19 protein-coding genes and 1 tRNA gene are annotated in these 17,929 nt (G+C 69.5%); 11 read left to right on the forward strand and 9 right to left on the reverse strand.

From position 1 onward, the window contains the following. Positions 1 to 61: 61 nt before the first annotated feature. Positions 62 to 748 carry a trimeric intracellular cation channel family protein gene (locus ACYVGQ_RS08665; RefSeq protein WP_460784230.1) on the reverse strand — a complete coding sequence of 229 codons (687 nt, stop codon included), beginning with the start codon at positions 746 to 748 and terminating at the stop codon, positions 62 to 64. 36 nt (positions 749 to 784) lie between these two features. Between ACYVGQ_RS08665 and recO the strand changes: the two genes are divergently transcribed. Both recO and ACYVGQ_RS08675 read left to right on the forward strand, forming a co-directional pair. Continuing rightward, a complete protein-coding gene (gene recO, locus ACYVGQ_RS08670) occupies positions 785 to 1,513 on the forward strand; it encodes a DNA repair protein RecO (protein ID WP_460784231.1) in 729 nt (242 codons plus the stop codon). Beyond that, complete coding sequence (locus tag ACYVGQ_RS08675; RefSeq protein WP_460784232.1) at positions 1,510 to 2,313, forward strand: isoprenyl transferase; 804 nt, start codon at positions 1,510 to 1,512, stop codon at positions 2,311 to 2,313. The genes recO and ACYVGQ_RS08675 overlap by 4 nt, the downstream gene beginning before the upstream one ends. A 65-nt stretch (positions 2,314 to 2,378) precedes the next feature. Here ACYVGQ_RS08675 and ACYVGQ_RS08680 read toward each other — a convergent pair whose 3' ends face one another. Further along, the gene (locus tag ACYVGQ_RS08680; protein ID WP_460784233.1) at positions 2,379 to 2,960 is read right to left on the reverse strand and encodes a P-loop NTPase family protein; all 582 of its coding nucleotides are present in this window, start codon (positions 2,958 to 2,960) and stop codon (positions 2,379 to 2,381) included. 52 nt (positions 2,961 to 3,012) lie between these two features. Here ACYVGQ_RS08680 and ACYVGQ_RS08685 point away from each other — a divergent pair, with 52 nt between their 5' ends. Then, positions 3,013 to 3,702, forward strand: coding sequence for a DsbA family oxidoreductase (locus ACYVGQ_RS08685; protein ID WP_460784234.1), 690 nt, complete (start codon positions 3,013 to 3,015; stop codon positions 3,700 to 3,702). On the opposite strand, the gene ACYVGQ_RS08690 is transcribed toward ACYVGQ_RS08685, so the two are convergent. The 5 genes from ACYVGQ_RS08690 to ACYVGQ_RS08710 are packed head-to-tail and all read right to left on the reverse strand — an operon-like array spanning position 3,669 to position 9,036. Then, a complete protein-coding gene (locus ACYVGQ_RS08690) occupies positions 3,669 to 4,997 on the reverse strand; it encodes an alpha/beta hydrolase (protein WP_460784235.1) in 1,329 nt (442 codons plus the stop codon). The genes ACYVGQ_RS08685 and ACYVGQ_RS08690 overlap by 34 nt on opposite strands. After that, positions 4,994 to 5,830 (reverse strand): ABC transporter ATP-binding protein, encoded by an 837-nt coding sequence (locus ACYVGQ_RS08695; protein WP_460784236.1) that lies wholly within the window; start codon positions 5,828 to 5,830, stop codon positions 4,994 to 4,996. The genes ACYVGQ_RS08690 and ACYVGQ_RS08695 overlap by 4 nt, the downstream gene beginning before the upstream one ends. Next, positions 5,827 to 6,906: a FecCD family ABC transporter permease gene (locus ACYVGQ_RS08700; RefSeq protein ID WP_460784237.1), complete on the reverse strand. Its 1,080-nt coding sequence runs from the start codon at positions 6,904 to 6,906 to the stop codon at positions 5,827 to 5,829. Before ACYVGQ_RS08700 ends, ACYVGQ_RS08695 begins: the two co-directional genes overlap by 4 nt. Continuing rightward, positions 6,903 to 7,943 carry a FecCD family ABC transporter permease gene (locus tag ACYVGQ_RS08705; protein WP_460784238.1) on the reverse strand — a complete coding sequence of 347 codons (1,041 nt, stop codon included), beginning with the start codon at positions 7,941 to 7,943 and terminating at the stop codon, positions 6,903 to 6,905. Before ACYVGQ_RS08705 ends, ACYVGQ_RS08700 begins: the two co-directional genes overlap by 4 nt. 10 nt (positions 7,944 to 7,953) lie before the next feature. Continuing rightward, positions 7,954 to 9,036, reverse strand: a complete 1,083-nt coding sequence (locus ACYVGQ_RS08710) for an ABC transporter substrate-binding protein (protein WP_460784239.1) — start codon at positions 9,034 to 9,036, stop codon at positions 7,954 to 7,956. Between the two features lie 137 nt (positions 9,037 to 9,173). Here ACYVGQ_RS08710 and ACYVGQ_RS08715 point away from each other — a divergent pair, with 137 nt between their 5' ends. Continuing rightward, entirely contained in the window at positions 9,174 to 9,938 is a 765-nt protein-coding gene (locus tag ACYVGQ_RS08715; RefSeq protein WP_460784240.1) for a helix-turn-helix domain-containing protein, read from the forward strand. Between the two features lie 7 nt (positions 9,939 to 9,945). Here ACYVGQ_RS08715 and ACYVGQ_RS08720 read toward each other — a convergent pair whose 3' ends face one another. Beyond that, entirely contained in the window at positions 9,946 to 10,440 is a 495-nt protein-coding gene (locus tag ACYVGQ_RS08720) for a glutathione peroxidase (RefSeq protein WP_460784241.1), read from the reverse strand. A gap of 62 nt (positions 10,441 to 10,502) precedes the next feature. On the opposite strand from ACYVGQ_RS08720, the gene dusB reads away from it, so the two are divergent. The 7 genes from dusB (at position 10,503) to ACYVGQ_RS08755 (ending at position 17,099) form a co-directional block, all read left to right on the forward strand. Continuing rightward, positions 10,503 to 11,657 (forward strand): tRNA dihydrouridine synthase DusB, encoded by a 1,155-nt coding sequence (gene dusB / locus ACYVGQ_RS08725; RefSeq protein WP_460784242.1) that lies wholly within the window; start codon positions 10,503 to 10,505, stop codon positions 11,655 to 11,657. Next, on the forward strand, positions 11,647 to 13,008 hold the full coding sequence (locus ACYVGQ_RS08730; protein WP_460784243.1) for a deoxyguanosinetriphosphate triphosphohydrolase: 1,362 nt from the start codon (positions 11,647 to 11,649) through the stop codon (positions 13,006 to 13,008). The genes dusB and ACYVGQ_RS08730 overlap by 11 nt, the downstream gene beginning before the upstream one ends. Further along, on the forward strand, positions 13,008 to 14,873 hold the full coding sequence (dnaG, locus tag ACYVGQ_RS08735; protein WP_460784244.1) for a DNA primase: 1,866 nt from the start codon (positions 13,008 to 13,010) through the stop codon (positions 14,871 to 14,873). Before ACYVGQ_RS08730 ends, dnaG begins: the two co-directional genes overlap by 1 nt. A gap of 36 nt (positions 14,874 to 14,909) precedes the next feature. Next, positions 14,910 to 15,683 carry an ATP-binding cassette domain-containing protein gene (locus ACYVGQ_RS08740; protein ID WP_460784245.1) on the forward strand — a complete coding sequence of 258 codons (774 nt, stop codon included), beginning with the start codon at positions 14,910 to 14,912 and terminating at the stop codon, positions 15,681 to 15,683. A gap of 96 nt (positions 15,684 to 15,779) precedes the next feature. Beyond that, positions 15,780 to 15,852 (forward strand) — tRNA-Asn (locus ACYVGQ_RS08745). Positions 15,853 to 15,942: 90 nt separating this feature from the next. Next, positions 15,943 to 16,629: a hypothetical protein gene (locus ACYVGQ_RS08750; RefSeq protein ID WP_460784246.1), complete on the forward strand. Its 687-nt coding sequence runs from the start codon at positions 15,943 to 15,945 to the stop codon at positions 16,627 to 16,629. 17 nt (positions 16,630 to 16,646) lie between these two features. After that, positions 16,647 to 17,099: a helix-turn-helix domain-containing protein gene (locus tag ACYVGQ_RS08755; RefSeq protein WP_460784247.1), complete on the forward strand. Its 453-nt coding sequence runs from the start codon at positions 16,647 to 16,649 to the stop codon at positions 17,097 to 17,099. 492 nt (positions 17,100 to 17,591) lie between these two features. Here ACYVGQ_RS08755 and ACYVGQ_RS08760 read toward each other — a convergent pair whose 3' ends face one another. Continuing rightward, a complete protein-coding gene (locus ACYVGQ_RS08760; RefSeq protein ID WP_460784248.1) occupies positions 17,592 to 17,915 on the reverse strand; it encodes a hypothetical protein in 324 nt (107 codons plus the stop codon). Positions 17,916 to 17,929: the final 14 nt, after the last annotated feature.

Here is a 17,929-nt window from a genome sequence, read left to right on the forward strand (position 1 = left end):
CCACGCCGAGACAGCGCCGTATCGCTGCGGTTTCGGCGTGGTGTCGCAGTCTCGATGAGGGTCAGGGCTTGACGATCGGGATCGTCCCGGTCTCGGCCTCCACGCGACGGCGGTGCAGGCGGCGCTGCTCCGGCAGCGAGAGGTCGAAGACCACCGCGAGCACGCGGATGACGGCGGTGACCACGATCCCGATCACGCTCGCCGTGACGACATCGACGCCGAAGGAGGAGACGGCGACGATCACCGTGCAGCCCAGGCCGGCGGCGACCGCGTAGAGCGACCCGACGTGCATGATCGCCACGGGCAGTCCCATGATCACGTCGCGCAGGACGCTGCCGCCCACGGCGGCGCACACGCCGATGAAGACCGCGGGCACAGGGGGAACCCCCAGACCCAGTGCCTTGCTGGTGCCAAAAGCACCGAACATGCCGATGACGACGGCATCGAGACCCACGATGACGGCGTTCGCCCGGTTCAGCAGGCCTGCCAGAAGCATGCCGAGGATGGCGGCCCCGGCGGCGGTGACCAGATACCAGTTGTTCTGCAGCGTCGCCGGGGGCTGTCCCAGCAGCAGATCGCGGATGAGCCCGCCGCCCATCCCGATGAGGATGCCGATGATGGCGACGCCGAGCAGATCGAGGCGTCGCTGACCCTGGAACCCGGAGGCGAACAGGGCGCCCTGGACGCCGCCCAGCCCGACGCCGAGCAGATCGGCCCATAGCGGAATGGAGAAGAGCGGTTCGGTCACGCATCCATTCTCCCGTGACCGGAGGATAATCGGACAGTGCCCACCTATCGAGATGAAGCGGTGATCCTGCGCACCCACAAGCTCGGGGAGGCGGATCGCATCGTGACGATGCTGTCCCGGCGGCACGGCAAGGTGCGGGCGGTCGCCAAGGGCGTCCGGCGCACCTCCTCGAAGTTCGGCGCCAGGCTCGAGCCCTTCATGGTCGCCGATGTGCAGCTGTATCAGGGGCGTTCCCTGGACATCGTCCAGCAGGCCGAGTCCCTCGGCTCCTACGGCACGGACATCGCCGTCCACTACGACCGGTTCACCTCGGCCAGCGCCATGGTCGAGACCGCGGACCGGCTCAGCGACGCCGAGACGACGCCGGACCAGTACCTGCTGCTCGTCGGCGGCCTGCGCGCCCTCTCCCGCGGGGAGCATGCGGCGCGCAGCATCCTGGACTCCTATCTGCTCCGGGTCATGGCGCTGTCCGGCTGGGCCCCCTCCCTCTCCGACTGCGCCCGCTGCGGCAGGGCCGGTCCGCACACGAGCTTCGTCGGCCAGCTCGGCGGCGCGGTGTGCGACGACGACGCCCCGGCCGGAAGCCCGCGCATCGCGGCGTCCACGCTGGCACTGCTCCGTTCGCTCCTCGCCGGGGAGTGGGAGGCGATCGACAAGGCATCGACGCCGGATGCCGCCGCCGCATCCGGCGTCATCGCCGCCTACGCCCAATGGCACCTCGAGCGCGGCATCCGCTCGCTCGCCCATCTGGAAGGACCGCGGTGAGCCCGAGGCCGTACACGCACAAGGACGCCGTGGCGTTCCGCCCGCTGGACTGGACGGGGCTCTACCCGCCCGCCTTCCCGAAGGTGCCGGAGCACGTCGCGATCGTCATGGACGGCAACGGCCGATGGGCCAACCGCCGAGGGCTCAGCCGCATCGAGGGGCACAAGGCCGGCGAGGAGGTGCTGCTGGATGTCGTCGCCGGGGCGATCCAGGCGGGTGTGAAGCACCTCAGCGTGTACGCCTTCTCCACGGAGAACTGGGCGCGCTCCCCGGAGGAGGTGCGGTTCCTCATGGGCTACAACCGCGACGTGCTGCACCGTCGCCGCGATCAGCTCAACGAATGGGGCGTGCGCGTGCGCTGGGCGGGGCGCAAGCCGCGGCTGTGGGGATCCGTCATCAGGGAACTGCAGTACGCCGAGCAGCTCACCCGCGGCAACGACGTCCTCACCCTCACGATGTGCGTGAACTACGGCGGCCGTGTCGAGCTCGTCGACGCCTTCCGCGAGATCGCCGCCGATGTGGCGGCGGGGCGGGTGAGGCCGAAGGCGATCACCGAGAAGACGATCCGTCGGCACCTGTACGTCCCCGACGTGCCGGACGTCGACCTGTTCCTGCGCAGCTCGGGGGAGCAGCGCACCTCCAACTTCCTGCTCTGGCAGTCCGCCTATGCCGAGATGGTCTTCCTCGACACGCTCTGGCCGGACTTCTCCCGCGAGGAGCTGTGGCGGGCCATCGGCGTCTACCTCTCGCGCGACCGCCGCTTCGGCGGGGCCGTCGATGCGCCGGACGCCCCTGCCTGAGGTCCGGGGCACTGCGGCTCGGGGGGCCGACGCGCCGGATGCCGGCCGAAACAGTCGGTGCTGTCCTACAGGTGGCGTGTCGGCCCCCGGAGTGAGCGCAGCCAGCGGCGCGCCTCACGTGGATGCGTCAGCCGGAGAATCGTCAGGTGCGGGAACTGCGCGGCATAGCCCGGCATCCGCTCGCGCCAGCGTTCGAGCGTCGCGGTCTGCCAGCGCAGCACGTTCTCCGCGGGCTCGGCGGTCGTGGCGAGCTTCCACAGCGTCGGCTCCACGTTGCCGTTGTAGAGCCGACGGCGCAGGATGCTCCTCGCGAGCGTCCGCCGCCAGAGCCTCGCCCGCACGATGCGGTGGGGATAGTCCAGCCAGACGACCAGCTGCGCGCGGGGCGGGAGGACCGCGTCCACGCCCTTCGCGGTGTACTGCCACTCGGTGACCCAGCGCTCCGCGGACGCGAACGCGCGGACCTCGTCGAGGAACTCCGGACGCGGCGTCCAGTTCGGACCATGGTGCAGCGCGTCCAACTCGTGCCGCGGGAGGTCGAGCACCGCGGAAAGGCGTGTCGCGAACGTGGTCTTGCCCGCGCCGGACACCCCGGCGATGAGGATCCGCTCCGGCCGGAACGAGACGGCGTCGGCGATGGAGAGCATCCGGAGATGCTATCAACGGAATACATCCTCGTGCCGTGGCGTTGCCGAAGGTGTGAGCGAACCCATCTCGATCGACATCTGGTCCGACATCGCCTGCCCGTGGTGCTACATCGGCAAGCGCAATCTCGAGAAGGGGCTCGAAGCCGTCGCCGGTGATGACGATGTCCCCGAGGTCGTCGTCACCTTCCATTCCTTCGAGCTCTCGCCCGACACTCCGGTCGACTTCCACGGCGACGAGGTCGACTTCCTGTCGGGGCACAAGGGCATGCCGCGCGAGCAGGTCCAGCAGATGCTCGACCGTGTCACGGGCGTGGCGAGCGAGGCGGGCCTCGAGTACCGGTTCGACCTCCTTCAGCACACCAACACCGTGAAGGCCCACGAGCTGCTCCACCACGCCAAGGCGAAGGGCCTGCAGCACGAGATGGAGGAGCGGCTGATGTCCGGCTACTTCACCGAGGGCAAGCACATCGGCCGCATCGACGACCTCGTCCAGCTCGCCGTCGAGGTGGGGCTGGACGCCGAGGAGGCCCGCGCGGCGCTGGAGAGCGAGCGCTTCCTCCCCGCCGTCCGCCAGGATCAGGCGCAGGCCCAGGCATACGGCATCCAGGGCGTGCCCTTCTTCGTCATCGACGGTCAGTACGGCATCTCCGGCGCGCAGCCGCCCGCCACCTTCGAGAGCGTGCTGCGGGACCTCTGGGCCAAGCGCGGTCAGACCGCGCCGGAGGACGAGTCCGCGGCCTGAGCCGGCGTTCGCCCTCCCCACGGATGGGCGACGAGCGATCGCATCAGATTCGTCCGCCAGACCGCCCAGTCGTGGCCGGCCTCGAAGGCGGACAGCGTCACCGCCCGCTCGCTCGCGCGGGGGTCGGCGCGCAGCGCCGCGGCGAGCGCCGTCGCATCGGAGAGCATGTCGCCCTCCCGAGTGCCGGCCTGCAGGTCGACCGACCGCCACTCGGCGGCCGAGAGCAGCGTCTCGGCCATGTCGAAGCGCCAGAGCGACGGCGACTGGGCGATGGCATGACCGACGGCGCCGCCGGAGAGTGCGATCGTCCACAGCGCGGCGATCCCGCCCAGGCTCTGTCCGGCGACGATCGTGTCCTCGCCGCCCCTGCGCACGTTCCCGTTCTCCTGCAGCCGCGGCAGCAGCTCATCGAGGACGGTGTCGACCTGACCCGCGGGGACTCCCAGCCGGTTCCAGCGCCGGTCGGCGTCACCGGCCTCGAGCATCGCGACGTGCAGTGGCGGGATCAGCTCGGCGGAGATCGCGGCGTCGAGCAGAAGCGGCAGCTCGTGGCGCCAGACGTCGCCGTCGAACAGGATGAGCGCAGGCGTCGGCTCCGGTGCAGCGACGGGCGAGTAGATCCAGGCGCGTTCATCATGGGGCAGATCGATCGACTCGACGCGGCCCCCCGAGGGCCCTTCCGCCGCCCGCGGTCGCACGGGGTCGCGGGGAGCGAGGGGACCGGCCGCCACGGAGGACACGGCGCCGCGTGAGCCGGTCACCCTGTCGACGCCGCGCGGATCCTCGTGCGTCGCCGCCATCGCGGCGAGCAGGACAGGGCGGCGTCCTTCCGCGCTCCGCCACGGCGGTGTCTCCTCGTCGGTCCGTATGCCGATCCGGTACGAGGCGCGCAGGGCGGAGGGCAGCCGAAGGCAGATGGTCCACAGATCGGAGTCGGCGAGCCGGGTCAGCTCCGCCTTCGCGACATCGTCATGCGGGAAGACGGGATTGGTCCACAGCAGCACGGTCGTGGCGTCCGCCGCAGGAACCGTCCAGGTCCACAGACTCTGCGAGGGATCGTCGGGATCGGGTTCGATGAGGGGATTCGGCCGCTCGAGGGCTTGACGGCGAAGGGCGGGCCGACGGGCGGCGTCCGCCCAGGCCTGCTCCAGGGGCCCGACGACTCTGGGCATCCCCGCGTCGTCCGGCCGCGGCGCCGGACGTCGCTCACGATGGGCGCCTCCCCTCCGATCCCGGTGGATGCGGACGGGGATCCCGTCGCCGGGGAAGCGCGCGGAGCCCGCGGACGCGCTCATCGCGGATCCTCCTCGGCGGACGACGCTGCGGACGGGGCATGCCGTGGATCGCGGGGGACCACCATCGGCGTGCCGGTGACCGGATCGGTCACCACCAGGCACGGCAGGCCGAACACGTGCTCCACGAGCTCCGCGGTGACGATCTCCGCCGGGTCGCCGGAGCCGACGATCGCGCCGTCCTTCATCACGATGACGTGGGTGGCGTAGCGGGCGGCCTGGTTCAGATCGTGCAGGACGGTGACGACGGTCTTGCCCCCGAGATGCAAGCCGCGCAGCAGTTCGAGCAGCTCGTACTGATGCGCGATGTCGAGGAACGTCGTCGGCTCGTCGAGCAGCATGACGGGCGTCTGCTGGGCGAGGAGCATGGCGACCCATGCGCGCTGCCGCTGCCCGCCGGAGAGCTCGTCGACGAGCCGCCCCGACAGGTCCTCCAGCCGGGTCGCGGCCAGAGCCTCGCGGACGGCATCCTCGTCGGAGGGACGCCACTGCTGGATCAGAGACTGATACGGCGAGCGGCCGCGCGCCACGAGATCTGCGACGCGGATGCCGTCCGGCGCGAGCGAGGTCTGCGGGAGGAGGCCGATCCTGCGCGCGAGCTGCTTCGTCGGCACGGAGCGGAGGGAGGAGCCGTCGATCAGCACGTCCCCGGCCGTGGGCTTCAGGACCCTGGCGAAGGTCCGCAGCAGGGTCGACTTGCCGCAGCCGTTGGGGCCGATGATCGCGGTGAACGATCCGTGCGGGATGCCGATGGTCAGGTCGTCGGAGATGGTCCGTCTGTCGTAGCCGACGGTGATCCCCTCGGCGAGCAGGGCAGGCGTCTCGGATGCGGTCAACGGGGTGCTCCTGACTGGGCACGGGCTTCACGGACGAGGAGGGCGATCAGATAGATGCCGCCGACGCAGACGGTGAGCAGTCCCACCGGAACCGGTCGGTACAGCACCGCGAGGGTCTGGGACAGCAGGTGCGCCGCGCTGAGGAGGGCGGCGCCCATGGCGGCGGCGCTGAGCAGATGGACGCCGGCGGTCCTCGTGATGCGGCGGGCCAGCTGAGGGGCGACCAGCGCGATGAACCCGATGGGGCCCGCGGCGGCGGTCACCAGAGCGGTCGTGGCGACGCCGACGACGAGCAGCGCGAGCCTGGCCGCGCCCACGCGCGTCCCGTGGGCGATGGCCGCGTCGTCGCCGAGCTCCAGCGAGCGCAGCGACGGGGCGAGCAGGATGACCGCGATCGCGATGAACGCGGCGATCGAGAGCGACGGCGCGAGCGTCGGCCAGGACACGCGGCTGAGCGAGCCCGCTCCCCAGAAGCCGACCTGCATCGCGTCGTCGATGTCTGCCCGGGTGATGAGGTATGCGTTGACGGAGCCCAGCATCGCCGAGACGGCGATGCCGACGATGATGAGTCGGAAGCCGTGCACGCCGCGTCGGTAGGCGAGGAGGTACACGACCATCGCCGTCGCCAGCCCTCCGGCGATGGCGGCGCCCGCGACGGACCAGGTCGCCTGCGAGCCGAACACGAGCATCACCAGCACGACGGCGGTGTACGAGCCTGCGTCGAAGCCGATCACGTCCGGCGACCCCAGGGGGTTGCGCGTGAGCGACTGGAAGATCGCACCGCCGATCCCGAGAAGCGCCCCGAAGAGCACGGCCGCGATGGTGATGGGCATCCGCCATTCGATCACGATCATCGTGATGAACGCATCGGCCCGGCCGGTGAGCGCGGCGGAGACGTCGCCCAGCGTCAGGGGGTAGTCGCCGAGGAAGAGCGCGGCGAAGGCCATGCCGGCGGCGAGCAGGAACAGGGTGGCGCTCGCGACGGCGAGCCGGAGGCCGACACGTCCGGAGAGCAGCGGCGATCGCACGCGCCGCACGCGATAGCCGAAGTCGACCGGCGCGGAGGGGACGCTCATAGCCCGCTCGCCTTCCTGCGCCGGACCAGCGCGATGAGCACCGGCGCGCCGACGACGGCGGTGACGATGCCGACCTCGATCTCTCCGGGGCGGACGACCACGCGCCCGATGACATCGGAGACGAGCAGGAGGACGGCGGCGGCCGCGGCGCTGCCGGGGATGATCCGGCGCTGATCGGGTCCGGTGAACCACCGGACGACGTGCGGGACCATCAGCCCCACGAAGGCGATGCCTCCGGTCAAGGCGGTGGCGCCGCCGGCGAGCAGCGTCACCGCGACGACGCCGAGGATGCGCGTGCGACGCACATCCGTGCCGAGCGAGGCGGCGAGGTCGTCGCCGAGGGCGACGGCGTTCAGCGAACCGGAGAGGACGACGGCGAGCACGAGGCCGGCCGCGAGGAAGGGCAGGATGCTCAGCGTGTCCCCGATGCTCGTGCGCGCGATGGATCCGACGCCCCAGCCGCGCACGGAGCGGAAGGTGTCCTCGTCGAGCAGGGTAAGGAACGTGGAGATCCCGCCGAGCACCGCCCCGAGGGCGACGCCGGCGAGGACCATCGTCACGGGGGAGGTGCTGCGCCCGAGCGATCCGATCACGTACACCAGCACCGTGGCTCCGGCCGCTCCGAGGAACGCCCACCAGATGTAGCCGGAGATCCCGGAGAGCCCGAGCAGCCCGACGCCGAGCGTCACGGCGAATCCGGCCCCGGCGTTCACGCCGAGGATGCCGGGGTCGGCGAGCGGGTTGCGCGTCATGGCCTGGATGAGGGCGCCGGCGACGCCGAACGCCATGCCGACGAGGACGCCCAGGAGCGTCCGGGGCATCCGCTCCGTCCACACGATGATCGACGCCTCGCTCGCGTCCGGGTGGATGAGCCCCTGCCACACCTGCTCCGGTGCGAGCGGGTTCGCGCCGACCGCGAGGCTGAGCAGGAACGCGAGCGCCAGCCCGACGAGGAGGAGGACGGCCCCGACCGCACGTCGGGGGAGCGCCGGGCCGGGCGCGGCTGCACCTCTGGACGCGGTCGGGGCCGTCCTCATCGTGCGATCGTCACTCCGCGAGGGCATCCGCCAGCGCGGGGGCGAGCTGCTCGGCGGCCCAGGTCGCGGAGAGCGGTCCGCTGCGTGCGAGCGCCCAGGGCAGGTTGCCCTCGTGCTCGACGCCGTCGATGACGAACACGCCGTCGGCGGCTCTGTTGTCGATGAGGATGAGGTGCTCGTCCTGAACCGCGGCGAGATTCTGGAACAGCGGCGAATCCGTCACCTCGGCATACGCTCCGTCGGAGTTGTCGGAGAAGATGATCACATCCGCGTCGATGGTCGAGAGCATCTCGTTGCTCACGACGCCGCGGTACTCCAGCTCCGCGGCGTTCGGGTTGGGAGCGAAGCCCATCTCCGCGAGCACGCCTCCGGCAGGGCTCCCCTCGGTGGAGTGGTACTGCAGCCCGGACTCCGCGCCGTAGTAGACGACGTAGGACGCGGTGAGGCCGTCGAACTCCGGGTGCTCGGCCCGGAAGTCCTCGAAGAACTGCTCCTCGGCGTCCAGCGCGTCCTGAGCGGCCGCCTGCAGATCGAGCGCCTCGCCGATGGCGGTGAGCGTCTTCTCCCAGTCGTTCGCGACGGACTGCTCACCGGCGCTCGACTCCGCGGTGCTGAGCACGGGCGCGATGGCGGCGAGCTTGTCGTACTCCGCACTGACATCCGCGCCGAGGACGACGATGAGGTCCGGATCCGCGGCGGCGATCTGCTCGACGGGGAAGCTGGTGTCCGCCGAGCTGTATCGCTCGGGGATCTCCTCGGTCAATGCGCGCTCCACCCAGGCGTCCGTCGAGTACTCGTTGGCGAGCACCGGCGTCACGCCGAGGGCGGCGAGCGCCTCGACGTCGTCCTGCGAAGGGGTGATGGCGGCGATCCGCTCGGGGCGCTGCTCCAGCGTCGTCGTCCCCCACGGCGAGCCGAGCTCGAGCGGGTAGCTCGTGGTCCCCTCGGCGGCGGGAAGGCCGCTGTCGGACTCGTCGCCCGTGGGGGAGGTCGTCGAGGGTGTGGTCGTCGCGGAGCATGCGCTGAGGGCGAGGGCTCCGGCCAGCACGAGCGCGCCGAGGGCGCCGGAGCGTGCACGAGTGATGCTGTTCATGGTCTTCTTTCTCCCGGCGCCCGGTTCGGGTCGGGCGCGGCCGTCGAGGCACAGCTCTCAACGTTAGGTGAGGGTAGCCTAATTGAGGGGTGCCGAAAACGACAGCGTGCGCCCCGGACACGACAGGAGGAGGCGGGATGGCCGCATCACGGACGGAAACGGCGGGCCGGGCATCCGGATCCATGGGAATTCCCGCGGTGTCCGTGGCCGAGCGCGTGCACGCCGAGCGTGCGGTGCTGCTGTGGCAGGCGCGGGGCGCATCCACCTGCATCCTGGACGGGACGACCAGGCGGCTGCTCGCCGGACACGGTCTGTGGATCCCCGCGGGCACGGTTCACGCGATCGACGTGGACGCCGACTCCGTCGTCCTGCCCTTGCACCTGGACCCGAGGCTGCAGCCGGTCGGCGTGCTCGCCGAGCCCACCTGGGTGGCCGTCGACGGCGAGCTCCGAACCGTCATCCTCGCGCTGCTGCAGATGCAGAACTCGATCATCAGGCCCGATGTGGATCTCGAGCGGAGGCTGATCCGGATGCTGCGCGACCGCACGGTGCCGCCCACAGGACTTCCGATGCCGTCGACGGACTATGCCCGCGCGATCGCCGAGCGTCTCCGCGACGAGCCGGCCGATGGTCGTTCGATCGCGGAGCTCGCCGCCGAGCACCATGTCTCACCGCGGACCGTCGAACGCGTCTTCATCGCGGAGACGGGTATGTCGCCGCAGCACTGGCGCGGCCGGCGTCGCATGGAGATCGCCGCAGCGATGCTGAGCGGCCGGAAGGCACTCGGCTCGGTGGCGCCCGCCGTCGGCTACCGCAGCCCCTCCGCGTTCCGGCGCGCGTTCAAACGCCAGTACGGGATCGTGCCGAGCGAGTACGCCAGGCGGCACGGGATCCCGCGCTGACGGCGGCTCAGCGCGTCAGCGCGTTCTCGATCGCCGAGACGATCTCGGGGTCGTCCGGCTTCTGCTTGGGGCGGAAGCGCCGCACCGAGCCGTCCGGGAGGACGAGGAACTTCTCGAAGTTCCACTCGACGCGGCCGGCGTGCCCCGCGGTGTCCTGCGCCTTCTTGAGCTCCTTGTAGAGGTCGGTGGCGTTTCGCCCGTTGACCTTGATCTTGTCGTTGATGGGGAACGTCACGCCGTAGGTCGTGGAGCAGAACTCCAGGATCTTCTCCATCGACCCGGGCTCCTGCCCCATGAACTGGTTGCACGGGAAGCCGACGACGCTGAAGCCGCGCTCCGCGTAGGTCTGCTGGAGCTCCTCGAGCTGCTCGTACTGCGGAGTGAGACCGCACTTGGAGGCCACGTTGACCACGAGCAGCACATCGGCGCCGTAGTCGTCGAGGGTCTTCGTGGCGCCTGCGGCGTCGGTGAACGGGATCTGACGGAGGCTCGCATCGCTCATACTCCACAGCCTATGACGCGCTGCGCCGCGGAGGGCCGAGTCGATGGGAGAATGAGGGGGATATGACTCTCGCTCCCGCTCCTGCCCGTCCGCTGCGCATCGGCCCCATCGACATCGACGTGCCCGTGGTCCTTGCGCCGATGGCCGGCATCACGAACACCGCGTTCCGGCGGCTGTGCCGCGAGTACGGCGCGGGACTCTACGTCAGCGAGATGATCACCTCACGGGCCCTGGTCGAGCGCAACGAGGTCACGATGCGTCTCATCCGCCACCACGAGTCGGAGACGCCCCGCTCCATCCAGCTCTACGGCGTCGATCCCGCCACGATCGCCGAGGCCGTCCGCATCATCGTCGCCGAGGACCACGCCGACCACATCGATCTGAACTTCGGCTGCCCGGTGCCGAAGGTCACGCGTAAGGGCGGGGGAGCGGCGCTGCCCTGGAAGACCGGACTCTTCGCCGACATCGTCGATCAGGCGGTCAAGGCGGCCGGCGACATCCCGCTGACGGTGAAGATGCGCAAGGGCATCGATCGCGATCACCTCACCTTCCTCGAGGCGGGTCGTGCCGCCGAGGACGCCGGGGCCGCCGCGGTCGCCCTGCACGCGCGCACCGCGAGCGAGTTCTATTCCGGGCATGCCGACTGGAATGCCGTCGGCGAGCTCAAGCAGGCCGTCACCAGCATCCCCGTGCTCGGCAACGGAGACATCTGGTCCGCCGAGGACGCCGTCCGGATGATGGCGGAGACGGACTGCGACGGCGTCGTCGTCGGCCGCGGATGCCTCGGACGTCCATGGCTGTTCGGCGACCTGGCCGCGGCCTTCGGCGCCGAGTCGCATCCGGTGGACGCCACGCTCGGCTTCGTCGCCGACGCGTTCCGCCGACACGCGGACCTGCTCGTGGAGTTCTTCGAGGACGAGGACCGCGGATGCCGAGACATCCGCAAGCACGTCTCCTGGTACTTCAAGGGGTACCCGGTCGGCGGCGAGCTGCGCACGGCCCTCGCCAAGGTCGAGAGCCTCGCGCAGATGGACGACCTGCTCGGCGAGCTCGACCGCTCGGCGCCGTATCCCGGGGCGGATGCCGAGGGGCAGCGCGGCCGAGCCGGGCACCCGAAGCGCCCCGCACTGCCGGACAGATGGCTCGACTCCCGCGAGGTGGCATCCGAGACGCAGGAGATGCTGCGGGGAGCGGAGATCGAGAACAGTGGCGGCTGAAGGCTACGGCGCGCACGACACGGAGCGCTTCTTCGCCGAGACGCATCGCTCCGAGCGCGACGACTTCGCCCGCGACAGGGCCAGGGTGCTCCATTCGGCCGCCCTCCGCCGCCTCGCTGCGAAGACCCAGGTCCTCAGTCCCGCCAGCACGGCCGATTTCGCCCGCAACCGCCTCACACACTCGCTGGAGGTCGCGCAGGTCGGGCGCGAGCTCGCCGTGGCCCTCGGCGTCTCCGCCGATGTCGTGGACACCGCGTGTCTGAGCCATGATCTCGGGCATCCGCCGTTCGGCCACAACGGAGAGCGCGCGCTGAACGAGTGGGCGGAGGACATCGGCGGCTTCGAGGGCAACGCCCAGTCGCTGCGCATCCTCACCCGCCTCGAGGCGAAGGTGCTCGACGACGACGAGCACTCCGTCGGGCTGAACCTGACGCGCGCCAGCCTCGACGCCGCCTGCAAGTACCCGTGGACGGTCGACAACCCGGTGCCCGATCCCGGCGGACGGCTCAAGTTCGGCGTGTACCCGGAGGACGAGGCCGTGTTCCGCTGGATGCGCGATGGAGCTCCCGGTCGGCTGCGCTGCATCGAGGCCGAGATCATGGACCTGTCGGACGACATCGGCTACTCGGTGCACGACTTCGAGGACGCCATCGTGAACGGCTACCTCGACGTCGCCCAGCTCTCCGACCCCGCTCAGCACGAGGCGCTTCTGAGTCGTGTGCAGCAATGGGTCGGCTACGACTTCACCCGCGACGAGCTCGCCGATGCGCTCTACCGGCTCTCCTCGCAGGCGATGTGGCTGCGCTCCTTCGATCGCTCCCGTCGGGACCTCGCCGGCCTCAAGAACCTCACGAGCGACCTCATCGGCCGCTTCGCGCGAGCCGCCGTGACCGAGACGCGTGCCGCATACGGCGGGCCGACGCTGGCGCGCTACAACGCCCACGTCGTGGTCCCGCGCGTGGTGGAGACGGAGATCGCGGTGCTCAAGGGCATCATGGGCCAGGCGATCGTCACGATCGATGCGCGCCGTGGCTTCTACAAGGAGCAGCGCCGCGTGCTCAAGCGGCTCGCAGACGCGCTGTGGTCCACGGACGCGCTGTGGGTGGCCGGCGCCGACGTGCTCGAGCCGGCCTTCGCCGCGGACTTCCTCGCTGCGGGGACGGATGCCGAGCGGGCCCGCGTGGTCGTGGACCAGATCGCGAGCCTCACCGATCAGACGGCGCTGGACTGGCATGGCCGGCTGATCGGGGATATCGATCCCGCCGAGGTCGGGATCTGGACGCCTCGGCACGCGCGGCACGGCGCGCGCGCGCACGTCGTCCCGCGGACAGCGACCGAAGGGGCGGTCTGATGCCCCGGATCCGTCAGGCCGACGTCGACGAGGTCAAGGCCCGGACGAACATCGCCGACATCGTGGGGGAGCGCGTCGCGCTGAAGTCGGCCGGCGTCGGCTCGCTCAAGGGGCTCTGCCCCTTCCATGACGAGAAGAGCCCGAGCTTTCACGTCCGGCCGCAGGTGGGCTACTACCACTGCTTCGGATGCGGCGAGTCGGGCGACGTCTACTCCTTCCTGCGCGAGATGGATCACGTGAGCTTCACGGAGGCCGTGGAGCGGCTCGCGGGAAGGCTCGGCTACACGCTGCACTACGAGGACGGCGGGGCCGCGCCCGAGACGAGCGGGCGCAGCCGGCTGTACGCGGCGAACGCGGCGGCGGCGGAGTTCTTCCGCGGTCAGCTGCTCTCGCAGGAGGCGGAGGCGGGCCGGCGCTTCCTGGGCGAGCGCGGGTTCGACGCGGGCGCCGCCGCCCACTTCGGCGTCGGATACGCGCCCCGCGGCTGGGATGGGATGCTCAAGGCGATGAGCTCCCAGGGATTCACGCGCGAGGAGCTCCTCGCCGCCGGCCTCGTCTCCCAGGGGCAGCGCGGCGTGTACGACCGGTTCCGCGGGCGCCTGGTCTGGCCCATCCGCGACGTCACGGGGCAGACGATCGGCTTCGGCGCGCGCAAGCTCTACGACGACGATCAGGGCCCGAAGTACCTGAACACGCCCGAGACGCCGATCTACAAGAAGGCGCAGGTGCTCTACGGCCTGGATCTCGCCAAGCGCGACATCTCGCGGGGCGATCCGCGCCGGGTCGTGGTGGTCGAGGGCTACACCGACGTCATGGCCGCCCACCTCGCGGGCGTGACCACCGCGATCGCCACCTGCGGGACGGCGTTCGGCACCGAGCACATCAAGGTGCTGCGGCGTGTGATGGGAGACGACTCCGCCGCCGGCGAGGTCGTCTTCACCTTCGACGGCGACGAGGCGGGGCAGAAGGCCGCCCTGCGCGCCTTCACCGAGGACGACCGCTTCAACGCGCAGACCTTCGTCGCGGTGGCGCCGGACGGACTCGATCCCTGCGATCTGCGGCTGCAGCGCGGCGATGCGGCCGTGCGGGGGCTCATGGACGCGAAGGTGCCGATGTTCGAGTTCGCGATCGATCGCAAGCTCGCGGGATTCGATCTGTCGACCGTGGAGGGGCAGGTCGGCGCCCTGCGCGCCGCCGCTCCCATCGTCGCGGAGATCAGGGATCGCCTGCTGCGCCCCGGCTATGAGCGCGTGCTCGCCCGTCGCCTCGGCATGGATCCGACGGAGGTGCGCGCGGAGGTCGAGCGTGCCGCCCGCGGAGCCTCGCGGCAGGCATCCGCACGAGAGCAGGCGCCACAGGCCTCCTCCGAGGGACCCGCCGGGACGCCGGCCCTGGCGCCGGTGACGCTGGCGAGCCTGCCGCGGACCGCCGACGTCGCCCTCGAACGGGATGCGCTCACCGGGGCGCTGCAGTACGGCCATCAGGTGGATCCGACGCTGCTGAACCGTGCCTTGGAGCATCCTTTCCGGCATCCCGCCCTGGATGCCGTTCGCGAGACGATCGCCGCCGTCCCCGACCGCACCAGGGCCGGGTGGGTCACGGACGCCGTGAACAGCGTGCGCGAGCCGTACCGGGCGCTGGGCGGCGAGCTGCTCATGCGGAACTTCCCGGCACGGGACGAGGAGGGCGCAGTGGCCTCGACGACCGACCTCGCCCGGCGACTCATCGTGCGGAGCCTGGAGCGCGAGAAGCAGGAGCTGCTCGGAGCGGTCCAGCGCGTGCCCGCGGACTCAGACGGGGGGCGCGCGCTGCGCGTCCGCCTGCGCGACATCGATCTGGAACGTCGGCGCTTCACCGAGTCGTAACCGCTGCGCCCCACGGGTTCGGGGGAGGATGGACGCATGTCTCGCAGGCCGCCGTCCCCGAACGTCATCGACTGCTCGGACCTCGTCATCGATCGGCTGGGCCACGGCAATCCGACCCGCGCCGTCGACGGCGTGTCTTTCGCGGTCGCGCCGGGGGCGCTGCTGTGCGTGGCCGGTCCCACCGGGTCGGGGAAGTCCACGCTGGTCGCCGCGCTGGCAGGGTCGACGGATCCCTCGGTGCGGATCGTCGGCGGCACCGCGGTGGTCTGCGGCGTGAATGTGCGAAAGCCCGGTCGGCGCCACAGGGAGCTGACCTACCTGAGCGGGTTCGTCCCGCAAGGGGCTGGCGCCGATCTCCCGCCCAGCCTGACGGTCAACGAGGTCATCGCGGAGCCGATCCTCATCCGCGAGAAGCGCGTGAACGCAAAGGCGCTGTCGATCCGTGTTGCGACGCTGCTCGACGAGCTGCACCTGCCGCTCGGCACGGCGGCGAAGTTCCCCTACGAGCTCAGCGCCGGCATGCGGCAGCGCGTCGCGATCGCGCGGGCGTTCGTGCTCGAACCGAAGGTGCTCATCGCCGACGAGGTGCTCGCCAACCTCGACCTGGAGGTCCGGCCGGTCGTCTTCGACGCGATCACCCGTCGTCGACGCGATCAGGGGATGGGAGCCCTCCTCGTCACGAACGACGCGGCGTTCATCCGCGAGCTCAACGCCGAGACGCTGATGCTGCGCGGCGGGCACGTGGTCGCAAGGGGCGTCGGCGACGACCTGCTCTGGGTGCCGAACGCCGAGGCCGACTCGAAGCGTTGAACACGACACTCCCGGGGAGCGGAATCGCCCTCCGGTGTCTTGGGGAGCCCGTGGAGTTTGCTAAGCTAGTGGAGTTGCTTCGGCAGCAGAGGATGATCCTCGGTAGCTCAATTGGCAGAGCAGCCGGCTGTTAACCGGCAGGTTCTTGGTTCGAGTCCAAGCCGGGGAGCGATGAGCCCTCGCCTGTTTCTTCAGGCGAGGGCTTTTCTCTTTCCGGCATCCCGTTTCTTAGGTGTATCGGAAGTGATACACTCAAGAAATGCTGGATGCGGACGAGTTCCCGGAGGGTCTTGAGGAGGTGCTCGAGTCTGCAGCGCGGCTGCAGCGGCTCGTCCCCGACGCGGTCTTGGTCGGAGGTTCGGTCGCGGCATATTACGCCAGGCGCCGGATGTCCACCGACCATGATCACGTGCTCTCCGATCTGCGCGATCGTTTCGATGTCGTTCTCGATGCGCTGGATCGAGATGGCGATTTCGTGCTCAACAGAGCGACACCGGGGAAGATCATCCTTGGAGAACTGGGCGGAATCGAGGCCAGTGTTCGTCAGCTGATCCGCACGCGTGCTCTGGAGGTCCATCGGGTTCGACTGCGTTCCGGCGCCGAGATCACCGTTCCGACATTGGAAGAGATCGTGCGCATCAAGGGGTATCTGATCGTGAAGCGCAATCAGATGCGTGACTATCTGGACGTTGCGGCGTTGTCCGGACGTTTCGGCGCGGTTCTGGTTGGATCCGTGCTCGCACGGATAGACGATTACTACAGCGATTCGACTCACCCGGAGGATCATCCCGTCCAGACACAGCTTGCGCGCCAACTTGCCGATCCTGCCCCGAGAGACCGGACGCGAATCGCCGATCTTGGTTCCTACAAGGGATTGGTCGCCCGCTGGCAGGACTGGGAGGAGGTCGTCGGCGAATGCCGGCGTATCGCCGTCCGCATGATCTGAGAACGAAAGGATTCGCGATGCCCCTGCGCTTTCGCAATATCGATGCGACCCCGGCCGACCCCGTCGAGGAGTGGGGTTTCGAAGGCATGCTCGCAGCGATCGACCGCGGCTACGCGGCGGATTGGCGCAAGCTCGTCTCCGCGGTCGCCGTTGATCCTGCGTTGCGAGTGATCTTTCAGGAGGCGCGAGCGGCGGCCGAGTCGCGTTCGACTGTTGTTCTGCTGGACGCGGCGCTCAAGGAGGCCGACGCGGCGCCGTCGGAGATCGCCCTCTCTCGGCTTCGCAGAGCTTATCGAGGGACCAGGATGACGCAAGCAGAACTGGCTGATCGTCTGGGGACCTCGCGTACGCGCTTGAACTCTTATCTCTCGGGAAAAGTCACTCCCTCGATGGACGTTCTCGTGGCGGTGGAACAGATCGCCGACGAGGTCAGGAACCCTTCCCTGTCGCACAATCTCGTCCTCGTGTGATCCGAGGAAGCGAGAAGGCCCCGTCGATCGACGGGGCCTTCTCGACAGCGATCTGCCATCAGCGTGCGGCGCCCTCGAGCGTTCCCATCCCGGCGGATTCCTTATCGAGCACTCACAGGGTGATGACGGGCGCGCCGCGTTCGGTGCTTGCACGTGCCGAAGGGGTAGTCAGCAAGCTGGAGGTCATCGCGGACCCAGACGATCAAGGAACAGCTCACTCGCTCATCCTGCCAACAACAACAGCAACAGCCCTGAGCCGAATGGATGGACAGGAACGATCCCTAAAGGAGGCAGGCCTCGTCGAAGCGTCGCCGAGGCCTGCCTCAGGACGTTGCTGCGATTAGCGGCCCGGCGACAAGCGTCCGACAGCACGGTAGCTTGCTGAAGCACTTTTTGCAGTCCAACGCCATCCCCGGAGACAGTTAAGTTCCCAATGGCCTTCTGAAGGAAGAGAGTTTGTTAACGCGCCACGTGCCCTGCGCTAGCGGGAACCTACCAGTTGTTCATACTCGTGAGTTCCAAGCCGCCGTAAATTTTGACGGAATGCGGCGGGATTTCGAAGGTTGCTCCACTAAGCTTAACCACTTTCCCAATAATATTTGTCTGAATTCGAACGACGTTGTTCAAAGAGCCTGCGAATGTGGAGATGCACTTCACCGCGTTGCGACTGGGCGTGAGCCTATAGGTTACGAGTGCCCCAAATTCGGACTTGCAGCCAGCCAAGGGCGCGGCATTGGCCGGTGCAGCACCAACGAGCCCGATTCCCGCTGCAAGCACCAACGCAATGGCACCAGCAATAAACCGATTCTTCTTCATCGTTTACTCCTTAT

Source organism: Microbacterium tumbae (assembly GCF_054780175.1).

Coding starts and splice junctions, on each gene's coding strand:
- ACYVGQ_RS08750 (WP_460784246.1), top strand. CDS start 15,943: ATGCTGGATGCGGACGAGTTCCCGGAGGGTCTTGAGGAGGTGCTCGAG.
- ACYVGQ_RS08700 (WP_460784237.1), bottom strand. CDS start 6,906: ATGAGCGTCCCCTCCGCGCCGGTCGACTTCGGCTATCGCGTGCGGCGC.
- ACYVGQ_RS08680 (WP_460784233.1), bottom strand. CDS start 2,960: ATGCTCTCCATCGCCGACGCCGTCTCGTTCCGGCCGGAGCGGATCCTC.
- ACYVGQ_RS08720 (WP_460784241.1), bottom strand. CDS start 10,440: ATGAGCGATGCGAGCCTCCGTCAGATCCCGTTCACCGACGCCGCAGGC.
- ACYVGQ_RS08715 (WP_460784240.1), top strand. CDS start 9,174: ATGGCCGCATCACGGACGGAAACGGCGGGCCGGGCATCCGGATCCATG.
- ACYVGQ_RS08740 (WP_460784245.1), top strand. CDS start 14,910: ATGTCTCGCAGGCCGCCGTCCCCGAACGTCATCGACTGCTCGGACCTC.
- dnaG (WP_460784244.1), top strand. CDS start 13,008: ATGCCCCGGATCCGTCAGGCCGACGTCGACGAGGTCAAGGCCCGGACG.
- ACYVGQ_RS08690 (WP_460784235.1), bottom strand. CDS start 4,997: ATGAGCGCGTCCGCGGGCTCCGCGCGCTTCCCCGGCGACGGGATCCCC.
- ACYVGQ_RS08760 (WP_460784248.1), bottom strand. CDS start 17,915: ATGAAGAAGAATCGGTTTATTGCTGGTGCCATTGCGTTGGTGCTTGCA.
- ACYVGQ_RS08755 (WP_460784247.1), top strand. CDS start 16,647: ATGCCCCTGCGCTTTCGCAATATCGATGCGACCCCGGCCGACCCCGTC.
- ACYVGQ_RS08705 (WP_460784238.1), bottom strand. CDS start 7,943: ATGAGGACGGCCCCGACCGCGTCCAGAGGTGCAGCCGCGCCCGGCCCG.
- dusB (WP_460784242.1), top strand. CDS start 10,503: ATGACTCTCGCTCCCGCTCCTGCCCGTCCGCTGCGCATCGGCCCCATC.
- ACYVGQ_RS08710 (WP_460784239.1), bottom strand. CDS start 9,036: ATGAACAGCATCACTCGTGCACGCTCCGGCGCCCTCGGCGCGCTCGTG.